The following is a 24,045-nucleotide window of genomic DNA, read 5'->3' on the forward strand; positions in this document are numbered from 1 at the left end:
CGAAAGGCGGGTTTTTTTATGCCTGAACGCAATGTACAGGCCACTGCGGCACGTTTAATAACGAGGCAAGGAATACGCCCCGTTTAAATTAACTGCCCTGCATCTCCTGCAGAGAGCCTTTAATTAGCGCTTCTTTATAATGCTTGCGGCAAACCGAGACATAACGCTCATTACCGCCGATCACCACCTGCTCACCTTCATTATAAGGTCGCCCGTCCTGATCGAGACGAAGCACCATGCTTGCTTTACGCCCGCAAAAACAAATCGTTTTCAGCTCAACCAGCTTGTCGGACAACGCCAGCAGGTACTGGCTGCCGCTGAATAGCTCACCGCGAAAATCCGTACGCAGGCCGTAGCACAAAACGGGGATATCAAGCTCATCGACAACGTCAGATAAAGCATAAACCTGTTCTTTAGATAAGAACTGGCTTTCATCCACCAGCACGCAGTGTACGGGCGCAGACTGCTGCTCTGCACGAATGTCGGCATACAGATCCGTGGTCGAATTATAAAGCCTTGCAGGGGAAGACAGGCCAATACGCGAACTGACTTTTCCCACACCAAAACGATTATCTATCTCTGCGGTATACACCAACGTGCGCATTCCTCTTTCCTGGTAATTCCAGGAGGACTGGAGCAGCGCGGTTGATTTTCCCGCATTCATTGCTGAGTAGTAAAAATAGAGTTGAGCCATTGCACCTGTAGCCTGAATCAAAGTGTAAATTATGTTTCGGCGGATTGTACCACACGGTACGACATCAGTGGATTGCCGATTACCTTGCTAAAGATGCGGGTTAATTGCATCAGATATATTAATAAATCCCGCTTATACAGCGGGTAATAGTTGTAGCCGTGCAGATATGGAACGGCTACAGCGGAGGCCTTCCCGCACGTTTATCGCGCGCCCATGAAATTATTCAGTACCTCAATTATTATAAATTGTAAACGACCTGCAGCGCTCATAAACATTAATACACTCGCATGATATTTGATGATTAATGCGAAATTTCTATCTTTCTCTGCCTGCAACAAACCCTTTTGATGCCAGGGTTGTTGTCTAAAATTTGAGTCTTAAAGTGCCATTTCGCGTGGCCTGGAAGCCAGAAATTAAGTTAACGGTATTTAAACCGCCGCATATATATCAGCAAATTTTGAATTCCTTACATTCACGGCTATTGCAGAACTTAATATAACGCTCTATTATTAGCTCAAACGTCACCCCCCAATAATAAGTTTGAGATTACTACAATGAGCGAAGCACTTAAAATTCTGAACAACATCCGTACTCTTCGTGCCCAGGCAAGAGAATGCACCCTGGAAACTCTGGAAGAGATGCTGGAGAAATTAGAAGTTGTCGTTAACGAACGTCGTGAAGAAGAAAATGCGGCGGCGGCTGAAGTTGAAGAGCGTACTCGTAAACTGCAGCAATACCGTGAAATGCTGATTGCTGACGGCATCGACCCTAACGAACTGCTGAACAGCATTGCTGCTGTTAAATCTGCAGGTAAAGCGAAGCGCGCTGCGCGTCCTGCTAAATACCAGTACATCGACGAAAACGGCGAAACTAAAACCTGGACTGGCCAGGGCCGTACCCCAGCAGTTATCAAGAAAGCAATGGATGAGCAAGGTAAGAAACTGGAAGACTTCCTGCTGTAATCCACTCAGTGCTGCTTATTAAGAATCCCGCTCCGGCGGGATTTTTTATTTGTGACGCACCTCATTTTTATGCCCCGGCTATGCATTGCTTCAGTAAAACAATCCTATAACAGCTTACGTTTCTTTATTAATGAATCGTATCTAATATCTTTAGATACAATACCTGTCCTTTAGTACAGTTAATTTCGCTCGCTAATCATCAGGTTAAGCCCGAAACTGATTTATCTGACGTTAAGATAATCCTTTTCCTGAGCCGATATACTCCGTAAGCGGTATCAACTAAAAAGTAAACATTGCTACATAATGTTGAATCATAGCCTGAGGAAATGCCTTCCTGCCTAAAGATCTCATTAACGATGATTATTAAGCATGGCTTACGTGGTTTTAATCTTCTTAAAACTACCCGCCTGGAACCTCCCGTTCCACCTCGCTTCAGTTTGATTAAGTATATTCCCGCCCTTTGAGTCATGAATATTCATCCTTTTGCCATTTAACCTGATGACCAGCCTTTATGCACACATCGCGGCCAGACGGTTAAATAACGAGCACAAAACTGTATTCCGGCGTGGAGTATAAGGACGTTAGATGGCTGTCAGCAAAACGCACCGATGACGGGCTGAAATAGCCTGTAGACAAGCTGTGGCGAGGATTTAAAAGCTTACGGATAGCCAAAGATGGATATCGTGACCGGCAGCGCACAGGCTCTCTGAGAGTCCTGTCGTGCCGATCACGTTAAATAACAAAAGGTGGGTATTTCTTAGACGATATTAATGGAGGCACCACGACCGATAGCGTAATAAACAAAACCACGTTTATTCAGTCTTTCTGGATCATAAAGGTTACGGCCATCAAAGATAACCGGTTGCTTCAGGGACTTCTTCATGAGGTCGAAATCCGGTGCCTTAAAGCTCTGCCATTCGGTACAAACCACAAGTGCATCAGCGCCCTGCAGGGCCGCCTCTTTGGTCCCCATCAGCCTTAAATCACTACGGTGACCATAAATACGCTGGGTTTCGTCCATGGCTTCCGGATCGTAAGCCTGCACCTGTGCACCACGTTCCCAAAGTGCCTCGATAAGCACGCGGCTGGAAGCTTCACGCATATCGTCTGTATTCGGCTTGAAAGACAGTCCCCAAAGCGCAAAGGTTTTGCCTTTGAGATCCTGGCCGAAGTGGCGAGTCACGAATTCAGGCAACTTTTGCTTCTGAGCATAGTTAACTTCTTCGACCGCCTGCAGAATTTTAGGCGTATAGCCAATCTGCTCCGCGGTGCGAATCAGCGCCTGAACATCTTTCGGGAAACAAGAACCACCGTAACCACAGCCAGGATAGATGAAGCTGTAGCCAATCCGGGAGTCAGAGCCGATACCCATGCGAACTTTCTCGACATCAGCCCCGAGACGTTCGGCCAGGTTAGCAATTTCGTTCATGAAGCTGATTTTGGTCGCCAGCATGCAGTTAGCGGCGTATTTGGTCAGCTCGGCGCTGCGGATATCCATCAGAATCATGCGATCGTGATTGCGGTTGAACGGTTCATACAGTTCACGAAGCAGCTCAACCACCTCTTCGTTATCCGTCCCGATGACGATGCGCTCAGGACGCATACAGTCGGCAACCGCGGCACCTTCTTTCAGGAACTCCGGGTTAGAAACCACATCAAAATTAATCTCCAGACCGCGAGATTTCAGCGTTTCTTCCATCACCGCACGCACTTTGTCTGCCGTGCCAACAGGAACCGTTGATTTGTCGATGACGACTTTATGTGAATCCATATACTGCGCAATGGTACGCGCAACGGCTGTCACATATTTCAGGTCAGCGGAACCGTCTTCATCCGGTGGAGTCCCCACGGCGATGTAGTGCATTTCACCATGGTTGACGCCCTCTTCAGCGTTGGTACTAAACTGCAGGCGCCCTTCTTCATAATTTTTCTTCACCAACGGCGCAAGGCCTGGCTCAAAGATAGGGATTTCGCCTTTTTTAAGGTTTTCCACTTTCTTTGCATCTACGTCAATACACATGACGTCATGCCCAACATCGGCGAGCACGGCGGCCTGGACTAGGCCAACGTAGCCAATACCAAATACGGTAACTTTCATCTTACCATCCTGCGTTGAATGAACTTATTTCTTCGCGCCAACGGTGGCTTCAAGCCAGGTTTTAAAGTCCGCACCCAGCGTGTTATGACGAATACCGTACTCAACAAACGCCTGCATATAACCCAGTTTGTTGCCGCAGTCGTGGCTCACGCCCTTCATGTGGTAGGCTTCAACGGTCTCTTTTTCCATCAGCATGGCAATAGAGTCGGTGAGCTGAATTTCATCCCCGGCACCTGGAGGGGTTTTCGCCAGCAGCGGCCAGATATCCGCGCTCAGGACATAACGTCCGACAACGGCCAGGTTTGACGGCGCAACGTCAGCTTTAGGCTTCTCAACAATCCCGACCATAGGGACGCTGTCACCTGCAGAAAGTGCGACACCTTTGCAGTCAACCACGCCATATGCAGTCACATCCGCAACAGGCTCAACCATGATTTGGCTGTTTCCTGTCGCGTCAAAGCGGCGGATCATTTCAGCCAGGTTGTCCTGAGAAAGATCGGACTCAAACTCGTCCAGAATTACGTCCGGCAGGATTACCGCTACCGGCTCATCACCGACAACAGGGTGTGCGCACATGACGGCGTGACCCAAGCCTTTCGCTAGCCCCTGACGCACCTGCATGATGGTGACGTGCGGCGGGCAAATAGACTGTACTTCTTCCAGAAGCTGGCGCTTAACACGTTTCTCAAGCATGGCTTCCAGTTCAAAACTGGTATCGAAGTGGTTCTCAATAGAGTTCTTCGAAGAGTGGGTAACCAGCACAATTTCAGTAATACCGGCAGCGATACATTCATTAACGACATACTGAATCAGCGGTTTATCAACCAGCGGCAGCATCTCTTTTGGAATTGCCTTTGTTGCCGGCAACATACGAGTTCCCAACCCCGCAACCGGGATAACAGCTTTTCTTACTTTAGAATTAATGGCAGCCATCGAAAAAACCTCCAGGACTGTTCAAGTTTCACACTTGTCGTCAATTTAAAAACGCGGTTGAGTATATCAGCTTAAAAACAAAAACCGCCCCCCGTTTACTCCGGCAGCGGCTAATTTAAGACAAATACGATTAGGTTGAGCGCGATATTACCACCGCCCGGGTGCCAGGAAAAAAGCTAAATGTAATCAGTTGTTCCGTTGTTTATTCCGCAGACAACATCAGGCGTAAACGTCCGCCTGAACCCCACACCTGACATTGCCAGGCTTCGCATCGCTGGCTGATTTGATTGAGGTAAGCGTTACCCAGCGTACCCAGCGGCACGCCGTTGCTGACCTGAATTTGGTGCTCGCCGGTATTTAAGGTTGCATTAAGCCCGGCTGAGACCAGGATGAGGTTTTTTAATCCGCTGTGATAATAACCAACAATGAGCGGAAATTGTCCGCTCAGGTTTGCCTGACGCAATAGCTGATTGACCTGTTTAAGTAAATTACCCAACTCAGGTAAACGCTGCCCTTGATGGGAAAGCTGTTCCTGTAATAATCCATTGAATAATGCTCTGAGTAACAGCGCCGCTAATACACCGTTATCGCCGGCGCGGGTAACATCGAGGCAATAAAAAGCCAGGTCATTATCTGAAAGTGGCGCAATATCGAGCACCAGGCCAGGCTGGTCGACAGAGATTAACTGGCGATAATTTATTCGGCAACGTGACATAACCTGCTGGACCGGCGGCTGGAGTTCCTGCAACAGCTTCGATGCAGCCTGAGGATCCCGTGCCAATGCGTCCCAGTCCTGAAACAACCGCTCCTCTTCTTCTACCCGTGAATTAAACATTGCGGGGTAGATACAGGAGAGTACGGTCTCTTTTAATCGATTAAGATCTTTAATGGGTTTTAGCAATACGTCCTGCACCCCGAGCCGCAAAGCCTGGGCTATATCAGACATATTTTCCGTCGCCGAAATAACCAAAATAGGTGTTTGATTACCTTCATTGCGGATATGCTCTACCAGCTCGAGTCCGTTCATTCTTGGCATCGCCAGATCGCAAATCAGCAGGTCCGGCGTAAATTGCCCAAGCTTCTCAAGCGCATCCATTCCGTCCCACGCAAGCAGCGTGCCTGCACCAAGCGACGTCAAATAGCTGTCCAGTAGAGAGCGGAAAACGGGCTCGTCTTCAACAATGAGGATCTGTTTTCCTTCCAGCGGGTAACTCATGCGCATTCCTCTGCCTGGCAATATTTCAATAGTGGCACGGTATCGCAACGAGCGCCTGTCAGTAACGGGTTAAGTATTAACTTAATCATGAGTACGAACCAGCGGCAGTAGCTCATCCATTTTTTTCTCAACCGCCAGACTCCCTGCCACAATCGCCTCGGACGCACGATGGAAGTCGAGCGTGGAAATCTGTGGGCAAAAGGGCTGCAGAAGAATATCAGGGGGATCGCCCGCCATACGGTTACGCTTGAGCCGGTTTTCCAGTACCTGAATCGAGGTGGTCATGATCTCCATCGCCGTCGGCGTGACGTTCGCCCTACGATGGGTCATTTTCCCCAAACGCTCCCGTAAACGACTGCGCCAGGACGCAGGCTGCACCAGATTTTCTTCCCCGGCTGGCGTCATATTCACCGACAGCAGATCTTGCTGCATCAAATGTGCATCGTGCTGTAAATCCACCGCGATAACGATATCCGCACCCAGCGCGCGGGTGAGCGAAATCGGCACCGGATTAACGATAGCGCCATCCACCAGCCAATAACCGTTGTGCGCAACGGGAGACAGCAGCCCCGGCATGCTGCAGGAAGCGCGAATAGCCTGATGCAGGTCACCGTCGGTAAACCACAGCTCTCGCCCGGTACTCAGGTTGGTGGCCACGGCACCAAATCTCATGCCACAGCCCTCAATAGCGGTTTCTGGAATGATTTTACGGACATTGTTAAACACACGCTCGCCGCGAAGCAGCCCACCGCGACGCCAGGAAAGATCCATCAAGCGCAGAACATCCCAGTAGCTGAAAGAGCGAACCCACCGTTCCATCACCGGCAACCGCTGGCTGGCATAGGCGGCACCGACCAGCGCGCCGACGGAACACCCTGCCACGATATCAATCTGAATCCCTGCTTTTTTTAACGCATTGATAACGCCAATGTGCGCCCATCCTTTGGCTGCACCCGACCCTAGTGCCAGGCCGATCTTTACCTGTCTCATCACGCCTCGGTCAATCTTCCCCGGTAATCACTCCGTGACGCCAACGCCACCGCTCAGTTAACATAAGTGCTGCCGTCGTATTATTGGCGTCGTTTATTTTTTCCTGGAGATATTATGTTGCAACTTTGTTCCTGTGGCAGCGGTTTGGAGTATAGCTTATGTTGCCAGCCTTACCTAAGCGCAGCCCAGCATCCGCAACGCCCGTCACAGCTTATGCGCTCTCGTTACACCGCTTTTGTGAAGCAGGATGCGGATTATCTTGTTGCAAGCTGGCATGAGAGCTGCCGCCGCCCGTCTTTAAAATCAGAAATATCCAGCGGCTTCGGCGACACGGAATGGCTCGGCCTGACTATATATGAAGAGGCCGAGGGCAAAGATGCCAACGAAGGATTTGTGAGCTTTGTTGCCCGTTTTCAGGAAAACGGCAAGCAAAGCGCAATAATCGAACGTTCCCGTTTCGTCAGGGAAAGCGGCCAATGGTACTATATCGACGGCCTCCGCCCGCAGTTCGGTCGTAACGACCCCTGCCCTTGCGGTTCAGGAAAAAAATATAAAAAATGCTGCGGATGATAGCCTTCACCGCATAACGGCATTATTGTTTCGCAAACACCGTTCAACAGGATTTATCTCTTCATGCAGGCACTACAACGTAAAATTCTCCGCACAATCTGCCCCGATCAGAAGGGTCTCATCGCGCGAATCACTAACATTTGCTACAAACACGAACTCAATATTGTTCAGAACAACGAATTTGTCGATCATCGTACCGGCCGCTTCTTTATGCGTACCGAGCTTGAAGGCATTTTTAACGACACCACGCTGATGGCCGACCTGGACAGCGCGCTGCCGGAAGGTTCAATTCGTGAACTCACGCCTGCCGGGCGCCGTCGCATTGTTATTCTGGTCACCAAAGAAGCCCACTGCCTGGGCGATTTGCTGATGAAATCTACCTATGGCGGCCTGGACGTAGAAATCGCAGCCGTCATCGGCAATCACGAAACCCTGCGTACCTTAGTGGAGCGTTTTGAGATTCCGTTCCAGTTAGTCAGCCACGAAGGGATGACGCGCGAAGAGCACGACATGCAAATGGCTGATGCCATCGACGCGCATAAACCAGACTACGTCGTGCTGGCAAAATACATGCGCGTATTGACGCCTGAGTTTGTCGCCCGCTTCCCGAACCAGATAATTAACATCCACCACTCGTTCCTGCCGGCGTTTATCGGCGCACGTCCCTATCATCAGGCGTACGAACGCGGCGTGAAGATTATCGGCGCTACCGCGCATTACGTTAATGATAATCTGGACGAAGGCCCAATCATCATGCAGGACGTGATTCACGTCGATCACACCTACACCGCCGACGACATGATGCGTGCCGGGCGTGACGTAGAGAAGAATGTGCTAAGCCGGGCCCTCTACGAAGTGCTGGCCCAGCGCGTCTTCGTTTACGGTAACCGCACGATTATTCTCTAATCACCCGGAAAATGAATTGGTTAGCTTTGCGGCGCTCAGCGTAAAAAAGCGGCAAACGATTCATTTTCCTAAAGTGAATGCTTTACAGCGGCGCTTCATTTGATATGATGCGCCCCGCTTCCACAGCGAAGCAGGCCAGTAACAAGCATTACCCCGTGGTGGGGTTCCCGAGCGGCCAAAGGGAGCAGACTGTAAATCTGCCGTCATCGACTTCGAAGGTTCGAATCCTTCCCCCACCACCATCTCAAAATTCAAAGCATTACCCCTGGCGGGGTTCCCGAGCGGCCAAAGGGAGCAGACTGTAAATCTGCCGTCATCGACTTCGAAGGTTCGAATCCTTCCCCCGCCACCATCTTCCAGAACAAATCTCAACGTCAAAACTTGAACAATCTTCCAGATCCCCGTTGGGGAAGGACGAGAAGCTTCGATTAAGGTTCGACTCACGCCAGTGAGAACGCACTTGCGCAGTCATCCTTCTCCTACCTCAGATTCCCCGCTTCATTCGTAGCGCTTTCGGCCCCACCCGGAACTGCGTTATGCTATTTCCGTATTCATTCAGAGGAAATAAAATGCCTGATATAAACACCTTCAATCACTGCATGGCCTCTTTCTGGCCTCAGCATCAGGCCGGGTTGTATCACTTTCTGTTAGCCAAAACTGCCGATCCGGACATAGCGGCAGACCTGCTGCAGGAACTTTTTTTAAAGGCCCGGGCTAACGCCGGAACATTCTGCGAGATGGATTATCCCTTAGCCTGGCTCTATCGCGCCGCGAGAAACCTGCTGATTGACGAACATCGTCAGGCAAAAACATTCGTTGAAGTCCCTGAGTCACTGATTCCCGAACTCTCTCTGGCTGAGCCGGTTTCTTCCCTGGCACAATGCCTGCCGGAAACGCTCCAGTCCCTTCCCGCAGGTGAAGCCTGGCTTATTGAGCAATGCGATATTTATCGCCGCCCGCAGCAGGACGTTGCCGACGAACTCAAACTGACGCTGAGCGCCCTGAAATCCAGACTGCTGCGCGCCAGATCAAGCCTGAAGCAAAAGCTGATTGATCTGTGTGAAATCGAAGCGGATGAACACTCCCCCGTCTGCTGCCATAAAAAAATGCATTAATTTTTGCATCTTTTTCTTTCCTCGTTCGTTTACCTCAATACCACACTTTGTGGCTTACTTTTGAGGCAAACAACATGTCCAGAATTGAAATTTATGAAGCAGCCGGCTGCTGCGCGACCAGCAGCGTAAACGTCCAGCAAGCCGACCTGCAGTGGAGCGCCGATCTCGACTGGGCGAAGCAAAACGGTATCGCTATTCAGCGGTACAATCTGGCTAAAAATCCCGCCAGCTTTATCAATAACCCCACCGTGAATAATCTCCTGAATGAGTCTGGCTCCAGCGTGCTGCCGGTTGTGCTGGTCGATGGGGTATTAGCCCTGGCAGGTAAACGTCCGAACCGCGTGGATCTGGCCCGCTGGGCAAACATCCCCTTCACCCAGGACTGGGAACAACACAGCACTGAACCCGGCTGCTGCACCATCCCCCGTCTGCCTTAATTCATCTCAGGAGCACATCATGGCAATGTCTTTCTTAACCGACATCCCTCAGTTTATTTTCTTCACCGGCAAAGGCGGCGTGGGCAAAACCTCTCTGGCCTGCGCGACGGCTGTCCGTCTGGCTGACAGCGGGAAACGTACGCTGCTGGTGAGCACCGACCCGGCGTCTAACGTAGGGCAGGTATTCAATCAGCAGATCGGACATCGAATCGTGGCCGTGGAGCAAGTATCGGGCCTGGATGCGATGGAAGTCGATCCGCTTGCTGCCGCACAGGCTTACCGTGACAGGGTTCTTAATCCGGTGCGGGATCAAATGCCGGCGGACGTCGTAAGCAGCATAGAGGAGCAGCTTTCCGGCTCTTGCACGACCGAAATAGCCGCCTTTGACGAGTTCACCGCACTGTTGACCAGCGAAGCATTACGCGAGAAATATCAGCATATTGTGTTCGACACCGCCCCCACCGGCCACACTATCCGTATGCTTGAACTGCCGGGCGCATGGAGCGGTTATCTGGACGCTAACCCGGACGCCGCCGCTAATCTTGGCCCGCTGGTTGGGCTTGAAAAACAGCAGCATCAATATGCAAATGCTGTCACCGTCCTGGCAGATGAAAACCTGACGCGTCTGGTGTTGGTGGCCCGCGCGCAAACCTCCACGCTGAAAGAGGTTTCACACACCCACGACGAACTTTCTCAACTGGGTTTGAAGCATCAGCACCTCGCCATTAACGGCGTGCTGACGCCACAGCCGGATGAGCACGATCCGCTGGCGCAAAGTATTCTGACACGGGAAGAAAAAGCGCTAGCGGCCATGCCTGAAAATCTGCTGCAGCTCCCGCAAACCCGGCTACCACTAAAATCATTCAACCTGGTGGGAGTTAATGCCCTGAGAGCGCTGCTTAACCCCATTGATGAACAGCCCTCATACACCGATATCCCGGCACAGACAACTGCGCCAGCGCTGCCCCCGCTTTCCACTCTGGTAGAAGAATTAAGTCTCTCGGGGAAAGGCCTGGTGATGACGATGGGCAAAGGCGGCGTAGGAAAAACCACGCTTGCTGCTTCGCTGGCCGTCGCATTGGCCAGTCGTGGACATAACGTTCATCTGACAACGTCCGACCCGGCGGCGCATCTCTCTTATACGCTTGCCGATGCCATGCCCGGCCTGACGGTGAGTCGAATTGATCCCAAAGCAGAAACCGAGCGCTACCGCCGCTTTGTAATGGACAATCAGGGCAAAGATCTTGATGACGCCGGGCGAGCCGTGCTGGAAGAGGATCTGCGTTCCCCTTGCACCGAGGAAATTGCGGTGTTCCAGGCGTTCTCCCGTATCATCAAAGAGGCGGATGACCATTTTGTGATTATGGACACCGCGCCCACCGGGCACACACTTTTGCTGCTGGATGCCTCAGGTAACTACCACAAAGAGATGGTGCGTCAGATGGGCAATACTGAAGAGCGTTATCTCACACCGATGATGCAGCTGCAGGACCCGGAGAAAACCAAAGTGATTATCGTCACGCTGGCGGAAACAACCCCGATGCTGGAGGCGGTTAATCTGCAAAACGATCTGCGACGGGCCGCAATTGAGCCCTGGGCGTGGATTATCAACAACAGCCTCTCCGCCGCGCAGCCCTCGTCTCCACTGCTGAAGGCCAGAGCCAGCAGAGAAATACCAATTATTCAGGAAATTCAGAACGAACATGCCAGACGCATAGCCCTCACGCCGCTTCAGCCTGAAGAACCGGTGGGCATCGAACGACTGAAGAAACTGAGTGGGATAAACTAAACCTAAAAAAAGCGGACTCAGGTAGCCTGAGTCCGTAGAAGTTACATCACGGCATTTATGACAAAGAAACCGACCGCGGTCATTAGCAGTGAACCCAGCACATGAGCGAAAACAGACGCCATCGCCCAGGCATAATTTCCCCCCTGCAGCAGCGAAAATAACTCAACAGAAAAGGTTGAGAAGGTACTCATACCGCCGCACAGGCCAGTGGTGATCAGCAGTTTCCACATAGGGTCCAGATGCGGCTGGCGCAGAAAGAAAGCCAACGCGCCACCGATAATCAACCCGGCCAACAGGTTGACCGCCAGCGTGCCGAGGGGCAAATGAGGGAAAAGGCCATTCAGACGTAACGCAAGGAGCCAGCGAATCACACACCCAGCTGAGCCGCCAACAATAACTGCAAACAGTGGTTTAACCATATTTCCCTCAAAAAGATCTAAACGATACGGTGTTGTTAAATAAGAACTTTGCTTTTAGCTTTTATGAATAAAAGCGCCACGACCGGCAAAATGCGCATCGGCGCCTGGCGCCTGTTCAATTCGCATCAACTGATTATATTTTTCTACCCTTTCGCCCCGACAAGGCGCGCCGGTTTTCAGGTGCCCCGCACGCAGGGCAACCGTCATGTCGGCAATAAAGCTGTCCGTCGTTTCACCGCTGCGGTGCGAAATAAACGTTCCCCAGCCGTGCTGCTGGCAAAGTGCCACCGCGTCAAAGGTTTCGCTTAGGGTGCCTATCTGGTTCAGCTTGATCAGCGCCGCGTTAGCCAGGTTCTCTTCTATGCCACGTCGGATGTATTTCACGTTAGTCACGAAGAGATCGTCGCCCACCAGCTCGACCCTGTTGCCCAATTTTTGGTTCAGGTGTTTCCAGCCTGCCCAGTCATTCTCGGCCAACCCATCTTCAAGCAGCACAATCGGAAACTGGCCTAGCAGCTCGGCATAATAGCTCGTCATCTCTTCGGCGCTAAGCGTGCACCTTTCCGTTCTTAAATGGTATTTACCCTCGGTATAGAATTCGCTGGAAGCAGGATCGATACAGATGCTGATATCTTCCCCAGGCCGGTAGCCGGCTTTCTCAATCGCCTGCACGATAAACTGCAACGGCTGTTTATTAGAGGACACCGCCGGGGCAAATCCGCCCTCATCCCCGACTGCCGCAGAGAGATTGTTATCCAGCAGGATCTGGCGAAGCGCCTGGTAGACTTCACTCCCCTGACGAACGGCTTCGGTCAGACTGCCCGCCCCATGCGGCGCAATCATAAACTCCTGAAAATCCGCCCCCTGCCCACGGGCATGCACCCCGCCGTTAACAATATTCATGCAGGGAACCGGCAAGAGATTTGCCCTCAGCCCGCCGAGATAACGAAACAGCGGCTGGCCGGTCACCTGAGCGGCAAGTCGCGCCACGGCCAGAGACACGCCGAGAATGGCGTAGGCCCCCAACCGCGCCTTATTTTCCGTGCCGTCCAGCGCCAGCAGAATGTCATCTACCTCCCGCTGTTCACGGGCATCAACGCCCACAAGTGCCTGATGAATCTCAGTGTTGATTGAATGCACGGCATTCTGCACACCTTTACCGTTATAGCGTTGTTTATCGCCATCTCGTCGCTCAATGGCTTCCCTTGAACCAGTGCTGGCACCGGACGGAACCGATGCCCGGGCCATCACGCCGCCAGCGGTATAAGCATCAACTTCAACCGTGGGGTTACCACGGGAATCCAAAATTTCACGAGCAACAATTTTATCCAGCGTAAAATTCATGGTGATTACCTCATTTTTTGCCATCGATATGTTTAATCAACACGTCAACATTCAGATGATTGACGTATTCCATCGAATCAGAAGAGATCTGCCCCAGCCAGCGATTGCGATGCCCGGCCATCACCAGGTCCACTCCCAGTGACGAGATGCACTTTTCAACGTCTTCAAAGCGGTTCAACGTCACCAGCTCTCGCGTTTTTACCGGCACGTTTACGGAACGCACCAGCTCGCTAAACAACGCTTTCGCCTGAATCAGGTCGGCAGATACGTTGTCATCCATTCGCGCATCGGAGACATAATTCATCTCCCGGTAGTCTTCGCTAATGTGTACCAGCGTGATTTGGACAGGCAGCACCCCGGCAAGGCGAGCGGCATGCTGGATCAGCACCAGTCCGTCAGTCTTGCCCTGAATAAGTACGAGAACGTGGGAATAGAGACTCATAGCGGACTCCAGGCAGGATTGAGTTGGCTTTGCAGCCAGGGGAGAAGCTGTTTTTTGCGGCTCATCATGCCGGGCATCACGCGGGGCTGCGCCCCGGAAATCAATGAAGATGTGGAGAAATAGAGTTCGGAAAACCCGGCATTAATGTCGGTCACCATCAACACGACAAGATCGACATCGGCGTCGGCTGCATGCCGGGTCATTTCTTCCAGTAGAGCATCCTGCAGAGGGGCAAGTTGCGTGAGAGAGTGTAGCTCCAGCTGCGCAATTTTTAGCCGAACACCGTTGATGTCAAAACTCTTGAGATCTTTGTGCAACAGCTCCCTCGCGCTCAACCCGGCAATAGATGTCTTGGCCGTCAGCAAGTCGGCGATAAACTCTTCATAATCGATGCCGATGCGCCCGGCCAGTTCATCCGCTGCCAGCCGATCCTCAGGCGTGGTTGTGGGCGAACGTAGTGTGACAGTGTCACTGAGCAGCGCACCGAGGAGCAAAATAGCCTCGCTGGCAGAGATCCCAGCCCGAAGTCGGGAGTCCATAAGCTGCCAGAGTACCGTGGCCGTGCTGCCCACGGGTTTAATGCACACCTCTGGCGGCAGCCGGGTTATCAGCCCGCCCAAACGGTGATGATCGATAATTCCGACAATATTGCCGGTGGTAAGCGAGTCTGGCCCTTGCCCTGGCTCGTTAAAATCCACCAGCCAGATGTCTTTATTGCTCAGAGGAGACGAGAGAAGCTCGGGCAGAGGAAGCCCGGCGCGGGAGAAAATCAGTTCAGTTTCACGGTTAACCTCACCGCAGCGCCACGCCTGTGCCGTCCGGCCCCGCAGCGTTAACCAGCGAGCAACCATCACGGCGCTGCAAACGGCATCGCTGTCGGGATGAAGGTGACCAATAACATGTATCATGGCTCGAGCCCTGTTAAGGGAAGCATGCAGAGCCGGGGGGTAAACGCTGACCAGCCTGACATGCCTCTTGGATTAAAAGAGTCATACCAGGCGTCATCAGCCTCTGAACGAGGCGGTTGGGGAAGGTGGAACGCCATCACCTTGCGAAGCATTGTGAACCCTTCCCCCCAGGGTTTCAAGCGGGTTTTACGGTTTCAGGCGCTGGCCCCGCTCATCCACAACCTGCTCGCCGTCTTCTTTGCTGAACGCGCCCTGCTGTGCTTCCAGCAGAATATCCAGCACACGCTCCGAAGGACGGCAAAGTCTCGTCCCCCGCTCAGTCACTACAATCGGTCGGTTAATTAACAGCGGGTACTGCACCATCAACTCAATGAGTTGATCCTCGCTGAACTCCCCTTTCTCCAGTCCTAATACTTCATAAGGCTCAACGTTTTTACGCAGCAGTTCACGGGCGCCGATCGCCATGTCGGTCAACAGCCCGGCAAGTTCCTCACGGGACGGCGGCGTCTCGAGGTAATAGATAATCGTGGGCTCCGTGCCGCTGTTGCGAATCATTGCCAGCGTATTGCGGGACGTGCCGCACTCAGGGTTGTGGTAAATCGTAATGTTGCTCATAGAAGGTCGCTCAGTGAGAGAAAGAAAGTCGCAGGGCAAGCGCCGCCAGCGTGACGAGCAGCACCGGCAGCGTCATCACAATGCCGGTCCGGAAGTAATAACCCCAGCTGATAGTCAGCTTCTTCTGGGCAAGCACATGCAGCCACAGCAGGGTGGCAAGGCTGCCAATTGGCGTGATCTTAGGCCCGAGATCGCAGCCGATCACATTGGCGTAAATCATCGCTTCTTTAATAACGCCGCCCGCGCTGCTGCCTTCAATCGACAAGGCACCGACCAGCACCGTGGGCATGTTGTTCATCACGGATGACAGGAAGGCGGTAATAAATCCTGTACCAAGCGTCGCCGTCCAAAGTCCATGCTGTGCCAGCATGTTAAGCAAACTGGAAAGCTGCTCAGTCAAGCCAGCGTTGCGCAGGCCATAAACCACCAGATACATCCCGAGAGAGAAAATCACAATCTGCCAGGGCGCGCCGCGCAATACTTTGCCGGTATTGATCGCCTGCCCTTTTTTTGCCACCGCCAGCAGAATCAATGCCCCCACGGCGGCTATTGCGCTGACGGGGATCCCCAGCGGTTCCAGAGCAAAAAATCCCACCAGCAGCAGGACAAGGACAACCCAGCCCGCCTTAAACGTAGCCGGATCCCTGATAGCGCTGGCCGGGGTTTTCAACAATTCGAGGTCGTAAACCGGGGGGATCTCTTTGCGGAAAAACAGATGCAGCATGACAAGCGTGGCAGCAATTGCAGCGAGGTTCACCGGCACCATCACCGAGGCGTATTCACTGAACCCAAGCTGGAAGAAATCAGCGGAAACGATGTTCACCAGGTTAGAGACAATCAGCGGCAGGCTTGCCGTGTCGGCGATAAAGCCTGCGGCCATCACAAAGGCCAGCGTCGCGCCGGGGCTAAAGCCCAGGGCTAACAGCATGGCGATAACAATCGGCGTCAGAATCAGCGCCGCGCCATCATTGGCAAACAGCGCCGCCACGGCCGCCCCAAGCAGCACAATCCAGGTGAAAAGCAGCCGCCCACTCCCCTTTCCCCAGCGGGCAACGTGCAGCGCCGCCCATTCAAAAAATCCCGACTCATCCAACAGCAAACTGATGATAATCACTGCAATAAAGGTCGCCGTAGCGTTCCAGACAATCGCCCACACTACGGGAATATCGGTGACCTGAACTACGCCCGTCACCAATGCCAGCCCCGCGCCCAGCATCGCACTCCAGCCAATTCCCAACCCCCGCGGCTGCCAGATAACCAGTACCAGGGTGAGAAGAAATAGTGCTCCAGCTAAAAACATGTTCACTCCTGCTTAAGTACAATTACATTCATATATGAAAAAACGAATATGTTTAGTTAAATTTTTTTACTGGCAAAGCGCCATAGCCCCGCTCGCCTCGATGCGTTTCAAACGCTCCAGCACTTCATGCCCCTGGCTTTGCCAGGCCTGCTCAATGACCGCCGCCGCCCACGCGGGCATATGCGGCGACAGACGATAGTAAACCCATTTCCCCTCTCTTCTGTCCTGCAGCAAACCACCCTCACGCAGCATCGCCAAATGCCGGGAAACCTTAGGCTGAGGCTGATCCAGCACGGCGGTCAACTCACAAACGCAAAGCTCGCTTTTCGCCCTCAGCAGCAGGGTAATAGAAAGCCGGGTTTCTTCCGACAGATGTTTAAAAAGCTGTAAAGGCGTCAGGGTAGTCATATTGAAATCTCTTGGATTGACGCGGCCATAGTAAAGCTCACGACGTTAAAGTCAATCATCATATTCGAAAAAACGAATTTGTTAATAATGTAAAAAGCCCGGCATATACCGGGCTTGTGATAATTCATACCGACTAGCGGCGAGCGCGAACAATCTGGTATTTGCGCGTCAAATACTCTACCGGCGCGCTCCAGATATGCACGAGGCGCGAGAACGGGAACAGCAGGAACAGCGTCATGCCGAGCACCAGATGGACGCGGAAGATAAACGCCACGCCGTCCAGGTATTCCGAGGCACCACCGCGGAAAGTCACCACGTGCTGCGCCCAGTTCACCAGTTTCATCATTTCGCTGCCATCCATATGCTGGGCGGAGAACGGAATGGTGCCCAGCCCCAGCGCACACTGGATCATCAGCAGACTAAGAATCAGGATATCGGCCCCAGTGGTAGTGGCGCGAACGCGCGGACTAAACAGGCGACGCTTCAGCAACAGCAGGCCGCCCACCAGCGTCATCACGCCGCTGGCTCCCCCGGCAAACATGGCCATTTTCTGTTTAATTTCCAGCGGCAAAAACGCCTCGTACATCCAGTGCGGCGTCAACATGCCGAGGAAGTGCCCGGCAAAAATCCCAAGAATGCCGAAATGAAACAGGTTTGACGCCAGGTTCATGCCCTTGCGATCCAGCATCTGGCTGGATGCGGCGCGCCAGGTGTACTGCCCGTAGTCATAGCGCAGCCAGCTGCCAATCAGGAACACGGCCCCGCAAAGGTACGGGTAGATGTCAAAGAAGAAGACGTTGAGAAAATGCATTATTTCCCTCCTGCTATATTCAGGTACTGCGGAGCCACCGCCCCGGCAAAACGGCGCTGGTGCGCGGTAATTTCAGTCTCTCCGCAGCTGTCATCAGCCATGAACTTCACCTGCTCTTCTTCCCACACCGCATCCAGCGCCTGAGGCGTGTCGTCGCGCGCTTCGTTAGCAATTTGCTGGCGAACGGTTTCCACGCTGACGCCGCTTTCAGAAAGAGCGATCAGCAGGTCGAACAACAGCGCATAGTCGCTCTCACGCTGCTTGAGCCGGGCGCTGAGCAAAGCGAGGATTGGCGCAATGTCCTGCAGCCCACCCTGCGCTTCTGTCAGCGTGCGCTGGGACAGGTATTCCAGATACAACGGCAGATGATCCGGCAGCTCGTGGCTGTCTATTTCCAGCCCGGCCTGCTGATACTGGTTCATCAGATTAACCATCGCCTGGCCGCGATCGCGCGATTCACCATGAACGTGCTCAAACAACAGCAACGAGGTGGCTCTGCCCCGGTCGAACAATTCACTGTAGCTGGATTGCGCGTCCAGCAGCTCCCGCTGGCAGAGTGAGTCGATAAATCCATCCAGGCTAGCGCGCTGCATTTCCGTCAATGCCTCACTCTGTGCCAGCACCTCATGCAGCTCCTGATGATGCTGCCAGAGGGCAGCATCAGGGTACTCCAGCAGGCGGGAGATAATCAGTAAGTCAATCATGGATGCGGCTCCGTTTTGCTTGAGACGTCAATGGCATCAATCCGGCGACTGTTGAACAGATTGAATTTGGTGTCGCTGCCGTGGCAACCATCGCCGAAGCTAAAGCCGCAGCCGCTGTGCTCTGGGAAAGAGTTCTCCGCCAGTTCGCGGTGGCTGGTCGGTACCACAAAACGATCTTCGTAGTTAGCGATAGCCAGGTAGCGGTACATCTCTTGCGCCTGAGCTTCGGTTAGCCCCACCTCTTCCAGCGCGCGGGTATCGATCACGCCTTCAACGGTTTCAGCACGTTTGTAGTGACGCATCGCCATCATGCGTTTCAGCGCCCGCAGCACCGGCGCTGTGTCCCCGGCAGTCAGCAGGTTGGCCAGATACTCCACCGGAATACGCAGACTTTCGACGTCAGGCAGAATGCCGGTGTGCGGCAACTGGCCCGCATCGCTCGCGGACTGAATCGGCGACAGCGGCGGCACGTACCAGACCATCGGCAGCGTGCGGTATTCCGGGTGCAGCGGCAGCGCCAGCTTCCAGTCCATCGCCATTTTGTACACCGGCGACTGCTGAGCCGCCGTAATGACCCCCTGCGGGATCCCGTCTTTCAGCGCCTGCGCAATAACCGCCGGATCGTTCGGATCGAGGAACACGTCCAGCTGGCGCTGATACAGATCTTTCTCGTCTTCCGTGCTGGCTGCCTGCTCAATCGCATCGGCGTCATACAGCAACACGCCGAGGTAACGAATACGCCCAACGCAGGTTTCTGAGCAGACTGTTGGCATCCCCGCTTCAATGCGCGGATAACAGAAGATGCACTTCTCGGACTTGCCGCTTTTCCAGTTGAAGTAGATTTTTTTGTACGGGCAGCCGGTGATACACATCCGCCAGCCGCGGCATTTATCCTGATCAATCAGCACAATGCCGTCTTCTTCACGCTTGTAGATAGCGCCGCTCGGGCAGGTCGCCACACACGCCGGGTTCAGGCAGTGCTCGCACAGGCGCGGCAGGTACATCATGAAGGTGTTTTCGAACTGGCCGTACATCGCCTTTTGCATATTGACGAAGTTCTGGTCCTGCGCGCGTTTTTCAAATTCGCCGCCGAGCAGCTCTTCCCAGTTCGGGCCGGATTCGATTTTGTTCATCCGCTGGCCGGTAATCAGCGAGCGAGGCCGGGCCACGGGCTGCGCTTTGCTGCCCTCCGACGCGGAGTGCAGGTTCTGGTAGTCGTAGTCAAACGGCTCGTAATAATCATCGATCCCCGGTAAATGCGGGTTAGCGAAGATTTTACCCAGCAGCATCGCGCGGTTGCCCATGCGGGGCTGCAGCTTGCCGTTGATTTTGCGGATCCAGCCACCCTTCCATTTTTCCTGGTTCTCCCAGTCATTCGGATAGCCCAGGCCAGGCTTGGTTTCCACGTTGTTAAACCACGCGTATTCCGTTCCTTCGCGGCTGGTCCAGACGTTTTTGCAGGTCACCGAGCAGGTATGGCAGCCGATGCATTTGTCCAGATTCAGCACCATGCCAATTTGTGAACGAATTTTCATTTTACGCTCTCCTGTACCTGGTCATTGCCTTCGCCGTCTAACCAGTTAATTTCTTTCATCTTGCGAACCACCACGAATTCATCGCGGTTAGAGCCGACCGTGCCGTAATAGTTAAAGCTGTAGGCCAGCTGGGCATAGCCACCAATCATGTGGGTTGGCTTCAGCGTGATGCGGGTGACCGAGTTATGAATGCCGCCGCGCTGGCCGGTGATTTCAGACCCAGGCAGGTTCATGATGCGTTCCTGCGCGTGGTACATCATCGTCATCCCGGCGGGAACGCGCTGGCTCACTACCGCTCGCGCCGTCAGCGCCCCGTTTTTGTTAAACACTTCAACCCAGTCGTTATCGGCGATGCCGATTTCTTTTGCGTCTGCTTCACACAGCCAGATAATCGGGCCCCCGCGACCCAGCGTCAGCATCAACAGGTTGTCGCTGTAGGTGGAGTGGATGCCCCATTTCTGGTGAGGCGTCAGGAAGTTAAGCGCTTTTTCCGGGTTGCCGTTGGACTTGTGGCCCATCATGCCCTCGACGGAGCGGGTATCAATCGGCGGACGGTACACCACCAGGCTCTCGCCAAAGTCGCGCATCCACTGATGATCCTGATAAAGCTGCTGGCGGCCGGACAGGGTGCGCCACGGGATCAGCTCGTGCACGTTGGTATAACCCGCGTTATAGGACACATGTTCGTCTTCCAGGCCAGACCAGGTCGGGCTGGAGATGATTTTGCGCGGCTGAACCTGAATGTCGCGGAAGCGAATCTTCTCTTCTTCTTTCGGCAGTGCGAGGTGCGTGTGGTCGCGGCCGGTAAATTCACCGAGCGCGGCCCAGGCTTTCACTGCCACCTGGCCGTTGGTTTCCGGCGCCAGGCTGAGTACAACCTCGGCGGCATCAATCGCCGTGTTGATCATCGGCTGGCCTTTAGCTGGACCGTCGGTCTTCACGTAATTGAGCTTGCGCAGGAACTCGACTTCTTTCTCGGTATTCCAGCTAATCCCTTTCCCGCCGTTGCCCATTTTCTCCAACAGCGGCCCGACGGAGGTAAAGCGCTCGTACGTCGCCGGATAGTCGCGCTCAACGGCAATAATGTGTGGCGCTGTTTTGCCAGGGATCAGGTCGCATTCGCCCTTTTTCCAGTCCATGACGCCATACGGCTGAGCCAGTTCGGCGGCCGAGTCGTGCTGAATCGGCAGCGTCACAACATCGGTCTCTTTGCCGAGGTGGCCGACGCAAACTTCCGAGAATTTTTTCGCGATGCCTTTGTAGATTTCCCAGTCGCTTTTCGACTCCCAGCAAGGATCGACGGCGGCGGAGAACGGGTGAATAAACGGATGCATATCCGAAGTATTCAGATCTTCTTTCTCATACCAGGTGGCTGTAGGCAGCACTATGTCGGAATAGAGGCAGGTGCTCGACAGGCGGAAGTCCAGGGTGACCACCAGGTCCAGCTTGCCGTCGAGGCCGTTGTCGACCCACTCCACCTCTTCCGGCATCAGCCCGCCTTCCTGGCCCAGATCTTTCCCCTGAATACCGTGCTCGGTGCCCAGCAGGTATTTAAGCATGAATTCATGCCCCTTCCCGGAAGAGCCCAGCAGGTTAGAGCGCCAGATAAACATGTTGCGCGGGTGGTTATAGCCGGAGTCCGGCTGTTCCGCCGCAAAGCGGATCCCGCCGGATTTGAGCTGATCCACGGTGTAATCCACCGGTGACATTCCGGCCTCTTTCGCCCGGCCAGCAATGCGCAGCGGGTTAGTGCCAAGCTGCGGCGCAGACGGCAGCCAGCCCATGCGTTCGGCGCGCACGTTGAAGTCGATCAGGTGGCCGGTGTAGCGGGACTTATCCGCCAGCGGCGACAGGAACTCATCCGCCGTCACCGTCTCGTAGCGCCACTGGCTGGAGTGGTTATAGAAGTAGGAGGTGCTGTTCATGTGGCGAGGCGGGCGCTGCCAGTCGAGGGCAAACGCCAGCGGCATCCAGCCGGTCTGCGGGCGCAGTTTTTCCTGGCCGACATAGTGGCCCCAGCCGCCGCCGCTCTGCCCGATGCTGCCGCAGAAGATCAGCATATTAATCAGCCCACGGTAGGCCATATCCATGTGGAACCAGTGGTTCACGCCCGCGCCCACGATAATCATCGAGCGGCCATGGGTTTTGTCTGCGTTATCCGCGAACTCACGGGCAATACGCACGATATCCTGGCGAGGCACGCCGGTGATCTGCTCGGCCCAGGCTGGCGTATAAGCCTTCATTTCATCGTAGCTGCTGGCGCAGTTATCATCGTTCAGGCCGCGATCCAGGCCGTAGTTAGCCAGAGTGAGATCGTAAACCGTTGCCACCAGCACGCTTGAACCGTCCGCCAGCTGCAGGCGTTTAACCGGCAGCTTATGCAGCAGCACATCTTTAAGTTTGACGTTGTCGAAATGCTCGGTGCTTTCACCGCCAAAGTACGGGAAGCCCACCTCGGCAACTTCATCGTGGCTGCCCAGCAGGCTCAGGCGCAGCGCGGTTTCTTCGCCGGTGCTGCCGTCACGTTGCTCGAGGTTCCACTTACCTTTCTCTCCCCAGCGGAAGCCGATTGATCCGTTCGGTGCGATCAGTTCGCCGGACTGGTCAGCCAGCGCCACGGTTTTCCACTGCGGATTATTTTCCTGGCCTAGGCTGTCGACCAGGTCTGCCGCACGCAGCAAATTCGCCGGGGCATAGAAACCGTCACGCGCTTCCAGCGTCACCAGCATCGGCATATCGGTGTAGCGACGAACGTAGTCGGTGAAGTACTGACTTGGTTTGTCGAGGTGGAACTCCCGCAGCATAACGTGGCCCATCGCCATCGCCATCGCCGCATCCGTTCCCTGCTTCGGTGCCAGCCACTGGTCGCACAGCTTGGAGATTTCCGCATAGTCCGGCGTGACGGCTACCGTTTTGGTGCCTTTATAGCGAACTTCGGTGAAGAAGTGGGCGTCCGGGGTACGCGTCTGCGGGACGTTAGAGCCCCAGGCGATGATGTAGCCAGCGTTGTACCAGTCTGCGGACTCAGGTACGTCAGTCTGCTCGCCCCAGGTTTGCGGAGACGCTGGCGGCAGGTCGCAGTACCAGTCATAGAAGCTCATGCAGGTGCCGCCGATAAGCGACAGATAGCGGGTGCCTGCGGCGTAAGAAACCATCGACATGGCCGGGATCGGCGAGAAGCCGGTGATGCGGTCCGGGCCGTAGGTTTTTGCGGTGTAGACGTTCGCCGCAGCGATCAGCTCGTTAACCTCTTCCCAGGACGAACGAACAAATCCCCCGCGGCCACGGGCCTGTTTATAGCTTTTTGCTTTGTCAGGATCGTTGATGATCGATGCCCAGGCTTCAACCGGATCGTTATGCTGCGTCTTCGCTTCACGCCACAGCTTGATCAGGCGTTTACGCATCTGCGGGTACTTCAGACGGTTGGCGCTGTAGAGATACCATGAGTAGCTTGCGCCACGCGGGCAGCCGCGAGGCTCATGGTTCGGCATATCCGGGCGGGTACGCGGGTAGTCAGTTTGCTGGGTTTCCCAGGTCACCAGGCCGCTTTTGACATAAATTTTCCAGCTGCAGGAGCCGGTACAGTTCACGCCGTGCGTGGAGCGCACCACTTTGTCATGCTGCCAACGCTGGCGATACCCTTCTTCCCAGTCGCGATTGGTATCGAGTAGCTGGCCGTGTCCATTGGCAAAGGTTTCGCCCTTCTGCCTGAAATAACGAAACCGGTCGAGGAACTTGCTCATCGGGATACTCCTGATGTGGAGCCTGGTGGCTCTTCTGGTTAAATCGACATTGCTTGATGCCCGAGACGGTAACGCCTCGAAAGAAGGGGATTTTTGATAACGATCA

Annotated in this window: 22 protein-coding genes, 2 tRNA genes and 1 riboswitch; of the genes, 8 read left to right on the forward strand and 16 right to left on the reverse strand. The window is 54.0% G+C overall.

The annotated features are described in order from the left end of the window. Positions 1-88: 88 nt before the first annotated feature. On the reverse strand, positions 89-694 hold the full coding sequence (gene tdk, locus B9Y90_RS01805) for a thymidine kinase (protein WP_039294155.1): 606 nt from the start codon (positions 692-694) through the stop codon (positions 89-91). A 554-nt stretch (positions 695-1,248) separates the two neighbouring features. On the opposite strand from tdk, the gene hns reads away from it, so the two are divergent. After that, the gene (gene hns, locus B9Y90_RS01810; protein ID WP_008454242.1) at positions 1,249-1,656 is read left to right on the forward strand and encodes a histone-like nucleoid-structuring protein H-NS; all 408 of its coding nucleotides are present in this window, start codon (positions 1,249-1,251) and stop codon (positions 1,654-1,656) included. Positions 1,657-2,413: 757 nt separating this feature from the next. Here the strand turns inward: hns and B9Y90_RS01815 are convergent. The 4 genes from B9Y90_RS01815 to rssA all read right to left on the reverse strand — a co-directional run bounded on the left by B9Y90_RS01815 (position 2,414) and on the right by rssA (position 6,893). Further along, positions 2,414-3,754, reverse strand: a complete 1,341-nt coding sequence (locus B9Y90_RS01815) for a UDP-glucose dehydrogenase family protein (RefSeq protein WP_039294157.1) — start codon at positions 3,752-3,754, stop codon at positions 2,414-2,416. Between the two features lie 24 nt (positions 3,755-3,778). Further along, positions 3,779-4,687: a UTP--glucose-1-phosphate uridylyltransferase GalU gene (gene galU, locus B9Y90_RS01820; protein WP_039294159.1), complete on the reverse strand. Its 909-nt coding sequence runs from the start codon at positions 4,685-4,687 to the stop codon at positions 3,779-3,781. Between the two features lie 202 nt (positions 4,688-4,889). Continuing rightward, entirely contained in the window at positions 4,890-5,903 is a 1,014-nt protein-coding gene (gene rssB / locus B9Y90_RS01825; RefSeq protein ID WP_039294161.1) for a two-component system response regulator RssB, read from the reverse strand. 81 nt (positions 5,904-5,984) lie between these two features. Further along, positions 5,985-6,893 carry a patatin-like phospholipase RssA gene (gene rssA, locus B9Y90_RS01830; RefSeq protein ID WP_085540030.1) on the reverse strand — a complete coding sequence of 303 codons (909 nt, stop codon included), beginning with the start codon at positions 6,891-6,893 and terminating at the stop codon, positions 5,985-5,987. 114 nt (positions 6,894-7,007) lie between these two features. Here rssA and B9Y90_RS01835 point away from each other — a divergent pair, with 114 nt between their 5' ends. The 7 genes from B9Y90_RS01835 to arsA all read left to right on the forward strand — a co-directional run bounded on the left by B9Y90_RS01835 (position 7,008) and on the right by arsA (position 11,710). Then, positions 7,008-7,463, forward strand: coding sequence for a YchJ family protein (locus B9Y90_RS01835; RefSeq protein WP_085540031.1), 456 nt, complete (start codon positions 7,008-7,010; stop codon positions 7,461-7,463). Positions 7,464-7,526: 63 nt separating this feature from the next. Further along, positions 7,527-8,369, forward strand: a complete 843-nt coding sequence (purU, locus tag B9Y90_RS01840) for a formyltetrahydrofolate deformylase (RefSeq protein WP_085540032.1) — start codon at positions 7,527-7,529, stop codon at positions 8,367-8,369. Between the two features lie 157 nt (positions 8,370-8,526). Continuing rightward, positions 8,527-8,611 (forward strand) — tRNA-Tyr (locus tag B9Y90_RS01845). Positions 8,612-8,636: 25 nt separating this feature from the next. After that, positions 8,637-8,721 (forward strand) — tRNA-Tyr (locus B9Y90_RS01850). A 217-nt stretch (positions 8,722-8,938) separates the two neighbouring features. Then, the gene (locus B9Y90_RS01855; RefSeq protein WP_085540033.1) at positions 8,939-9,484 is read left to right on the forward strand and encodes a sigma-70 family RNA polymerase sigma factor; all 546 of its coding nucleotides are present in this window, start codon (positions 8,939-8,941) and stop codon (positions 9,482-9,484) included. A gap of 74 nt (positions 9,485-9,558) precedes the next feature. After that, positions 9,559-9,921 carry an arsenic metallochaperone ArsD family protein gene (locus tag B9Y90_RS01860; protein WP_085540034.1) on the forward strand — a complete coding sequence of 121 codons (363 nt, stop codon included), beginning with the start codon at positions 9,559-9,561 and terminating at the stop codon, positions 9,919-9,921. Positions 9,922-9,940: 19 nt separating this feature from the next. Next, a complete protein-coding gene (gene arsA, locus B9Y90_RS01865) occupies positions 9,941-11,710 on the forward strand; it encodes an arsenical pump-driving ATPase (protein ID WP_085540035.1) in 1,770 nt (589 codons plus the stop codon). Positions 11,711-11,751: 41 nt separating this feature from the next. Here arsA and crcB read toward each other — a convergent pair whose 3' ends face one another. The 11 genes from crcB to B9Y90_RS01920 form a co-directional block, all read right to left on the reverse strand. Next, complete coding sequence (crcB, locus tag B9Y90_RS01870; protein WP_039294176.1) at positions 11,752-12,129, reverse strand: fluoride efflux transporter CrcB; 378 nt, start codon at positions 12,127-12,129, stop codon at positions 11,752-11,754. Between the two features lie 54 nt (positions 12,130-12,183). Beyond that, complete coding sequence (gene eno, locus B9Y90_RS01875; RefSeq protein WP_085540036.1) at positions 12,184-13,473, reverse strand: phosphopyruvate hydratase; 1,290 nt, start codon at positions 13,471-13,473, stop codon at positions 12,184-12,186. A 10-nt stretch (positions 13,474-13,483) separates the two neighbouring features. Continuing rightward, entirely contained in the window at positions 13,484-13,915 is a 432-nt protein-coding gene (locus B9Y90_RS01880; RefSeq protein ID WP_085540037.1) for a universal stress protein, read from the reverse strand. Then, positions 13,912-14,823, reverse strand: coding sequence for a DHHA2 domain-containing protein (locus tag B9Y90_RS01885; protein ID WP_085540038.1), 912 nt, complete (start codon positions 14,821-14,823; stop codon positions 13,912-13,914). The genes B9Y90_RS01880 and B9Y90_RS01885 overlap by 4 nt, the downstream gene beginning before the upstream one ends. Positions 14,824-14,903: 80 nt before the next feature. After that, a riboswitch (Fluoride riboswitch) is annotated at positions 14,904-14,973 on the reverse strand. Between the two features lie 36 nt (positions 14,974-15,009). Beyond that, complete coding sequence (arsC, locus tag B9Y90_RS01890; protein WP_085540039.1) at positions 15,010-15,438, reverse strand: glutaredoxin-dependent arsenate reductase; 429 nt, start codon at positions 15,436-15,438, stop codon at positions 15,010-15,012. Positions 15,439-15,448: 10 nt separating this feature from the next. After that, a complete protein-coding gene (locus B9Y90_RS01895) occupies positions 15,449-16,738 on the reverse strand; it encodes an arsenic transporter (protein ID WP_085540040.1) in 1,290 nt (429 codons plus the stop codon). Between the two features lie 66 nt (positions 16,739-16,804). Next, positions 16,805-17,146: a metalloregulator ArsR/SmtB family transcription factor gene (locus B9Y90_RS01900; RefSeq protein ID WP_085540041.1), complete on the reverse strand. Its 342-nt coding sequence runs from the start codon at positions 17,144-17,146 to the stop codon at positions 16,805-16,807. Between the two features lie 133 nt (positions 17,147-17,279). Then, complete coding sequence (gene narI, locus B9Y90_RS01905; RefSeq protein WP_085540042.1) at positions 17,280-17,957, reverse strand: respiratory nitrate reductase subunit gamma; 678 nt, start codon at positions 17,955-17,957, stop codon at positions 17,280-17,282. Further along, the gene (gene narJ, locus B9Y90_RS01910) at positions 17,957-18,661 is read right to left on the reverse strand and encodes a nitrate reductase molybdenum cofactor assembly chaperone (protein ID WP_085540043.1); all 705 of its coding nucleotides are present in this window, start codon (positions 18,659-18,661) and stop codon (positions 17,957-17,959) included. Before narJ ends, narI begins: the two co-directional genes overlap by 1 nt. Beyond that, complete coding sequence (gene narH / locus B9Y90_RS01915; protein WP_085540044.1) at positions 18,658-20,196, reverse strand: nitrate reductase subunit beta; 1,539 nt, start codon at positions 20,194-20,196, stop codon at positions 18,658-18,660. The genes narJ and narH overlap by 4 nt, the downstream gene beginning before the upstream one ends. Beyond that, positions 20,193-23,939, reverse strand: a complete 3,747-nt coding sequence (locus B9Y90_RS01920) for a nitrate reductase subunit alpha (RefSeq protein ID WP_085540045.1) — start codon at positions 23,937-23,939, stop codon at positions 20,193-20,195. Before B9Y90_RS01920 ends, narH begins: the two co-directional genes overlap by 4 nt. Positions 23,940-24,045 lie beyond the last annotated feature (106 nt).

The organism is Cedecea sp. NFIX57, assembly GCF_900177785.1.
Classification (GTDB): Bacteria; Pseudomonadota; Gammaproteobacteria; order Enterobacterales; family Enterobacteriaceae; genus Cedecea; species Cedecea neteri_C.